The sequence below is a fragment of the Hydrocoleum sp. CS-953 genome (genome assembly GCF_002260545.1).
Classification (GTDB): Bacteria; Cyanobacteriota; Cyanobacteriia; order Cyanobacteriales; family Microcoleaceae; genus Trichodesmium.
In genome coordinates this window covers 1-2,326 of sequence record NZ_LGSU01000165.1, presented here as the reverse complement: position 1 = coordinate 2,326, position 2,326 = coordinate 1, and the positions used below count along the sequence as shown (strand labels likewise).

General features: G+C 34.3%; 3 protein-coding genes. 1 reads left to right on the top strand and 2 read right to left on the bottom strand.

What is annotated here, in order from left to right; all coding sequences use genetic code 11:
- Both AFK68_RS44025 and AFK68_RS44020 read right to left on the bottom strand, forming a co-directional pair.
- Window positions 1–868, bottom strand: an 868-nt coding sequence (locus AFK68_RS44025; RefSeq protein WP_371357189.1) for a sensor histidine kinase, incomplete at its 3' end; no start/stop codon positions are given.
- A 37-nt stretch (window positions 869–905) separates the two neighbouring features.
- The coding region (locus AFK68_RS44020) for a histidine kinase dimerization/phospho-acceptor domain-containing protein (RefSeq protein WP_371357188.1) at window positions 906–1,072 on the bottom strand (167 nt) is incomplete at its 3' end.
- A gap of 723 nt (window positions 1,073–1,795) precedes the next feature.
- Between AFK68_RS44020 and AFK68_RS01290 the strand changes: the two genes are divergently transcribed.
- Window positions 1,796–2,134 (top strand): DUF3155 domain-containing protein, encoded by a 339-nt coding sequence (locus AFK68_RS01290; protein WP_094671014.1) that lies wholly within the window; start codon window positions 1,796–1,798, stop codon window positions 2,132–2,134.
- Window positions 2,135–2,326 lie beyond the last annotated feature (192 nt).

The window sequence follows — 2,326 nt, the reverse complement described above, 5'->3', positions numbered from 1 at the left end:
GGTTTAATATTCGCAACCATAGAACAACTGTAGTACCACGATTAATTACTAAATATTGCTCTTTTAAATAACTGGGTAACCATTGAGTATCTACAGGAGAATAGACTTGAATTTTACCTTGCATTTCATCTATCAAATTACGAGCAATTACTAATCCTAATCCTGTTCCTGGAATATTTGTTTTAGCTTTTTCTCCCCGATAGTTTCGTTCAAATAAATGTTCTAAATCTTGGGATGGAATTCCATAACCTGTATCGCTAATAGCTATTGCCAGCATTGTTTCTGTTTCACTATTAATTGATTGAGGATGATTTGGTTGCGGAGATAAAGTTGCTAATTTAATATAAATATTTCCTTCTTTTGGAGTATATTTTAAAGCATTATCTATAATATTACTTAAGACTTCTCGCAAAGCTTTATAATTAGCTTGTACAATTGGTAAATTTTTAGGAACATCAACTTGTAAATCTATATTACTTTCATCGGCAATTGCTTTGGCAGAAACTAATAAAGGATCTAAAACTTGTTGTACAGAAACTGACTCTAAAAAATTAGCTCCAGGTAAAAGTCGTAGAGGTAATGTTTTTTGATTAGCTTCTTGATGAGCATCTATTATTTCTTCTATATCTTCATTTTTAGTTGTGCTTTGAAGATACTCACTTTCAGCAGGAATACTCAATATTTCTTCCCCAACATCAACAGTTTTATCTATTTGTTCAATTAATTCTCTGAGGCGATCGCTTTCCCGTAAAATACTATTAGCTATATTCCAGTTTTTGTCTTCTGGTAAAAATCTTTTCAGTAATAACTTACCAAAAGTTCTTAGTGCCGTTAATGGACTTTTCAACTGATGCAGTATATTGTGCATCGTATCAAATTGTTCAGATTGCAACTGTTGTTGTTGNGTTTTATCTATTTGTTCAATTAATTCTCTGAGGCGATCGCTTTCCCGTAAAATACTATTAGCTATATTCCAGTTTTTGTCTTCTGGTAAAAATCTTTTCAGTAATAACTTACCAAAAGTTCTTAGTGCCGTTAATGGACTTTTCAACTGATGCAGTATATTGTGCATCGTATCAAATTGTTCAGATTGCAACTGTTGTTGTTGCTGAAATTGTCGCTTTAACCATTCAGAACGTTGATCTAAAATACAGGCTATGGCAATAGTATGAGCTACTTGTTGAATTTGAGTTTTTTCTTTTTGATTCCAGGGTCGGTCTTCTCTTGCTGTTACCAATAATCCCATAACTACTCCATCATGGATTAAGGGTAAAACAATTTGACGTTGTTGCCAAGGATAATTTTTTTCCCATCCAGTATTTGATTCTTTTGTACCGTTGCTTGCTTCTAAAATTGGAGAATTTTTCCCAATTGTTAAGGGTGCTGCTGATAATTTCGGAAGGTTCTCTAATGTTTGTATTTCTGAGGTTACTTTTAACACCGAATTTACTTCCCCATCTTGGGGTATTTCTGGATCTGCGATAATGGGAATTAGCTTGGCTTCACCCCCTTCTACCAGTTTCTCTGTCAAGTAAACTATACTTAAACTCGCACCCCAACTGGATACAAGAGCGATCTGGGATCTGCAAAGTCCAATAAATTCTGTACTGGTGGGCATTAGCATTGGAGCTATTTGTAGGATTTTCCACTGGACATCGGTTAATTTTAGACAATAAAGTGTATATTTTGTATCAAAATATTAAAAACACTTGAGTTTTTGAGTTAAAATTTATATAATCTTATCAAATTTGGTAGCCATAACTACACCCATCGGCTAACACAGGAGGTAAGGAAATTGGCTAGAAGACGTAAGCGCAAAAGCCGTCGTAGACAAGAAGGACGCAGAATTCTTGAGCAAGTTGCTCAGTATAGTATTGAAAGTGGTGAAGATAAACCAGTCACTGCTGCTCGTAAGTTTATTCATGCCCAAGGTATTGTCCCACCAGCTGTACTTCTAGTTAGAAGAAATGAGCATACCACTGATAGGTACTTCTGGGCAGAAAAAGGTTTATTTGGAGCCCAATACGTTGAAGAAAATCATTTCTTGTTTCCTAGCTTAAAAGTTTTGATAGAACTTAAGACACCTGAGAAAAAACAGGTACTTAATTCTACTCCAAGCATAACTCAAGTTTAAGGACGTTATCTAAAACGTTTTTTTTCTGGGTAAGCTAGTATGTTTTTTTGAGTTATGACCAATAAGTACGAACTTCTAATTAAATTAAGGAAGAGGGTAATGCTAATTGAGCATTACCAGATTATTTAATTTAATAGCAAACAGTCTAAAGATATTATTGCCCTTGAAGGCTAAAGTGACTAAGATTTCAAG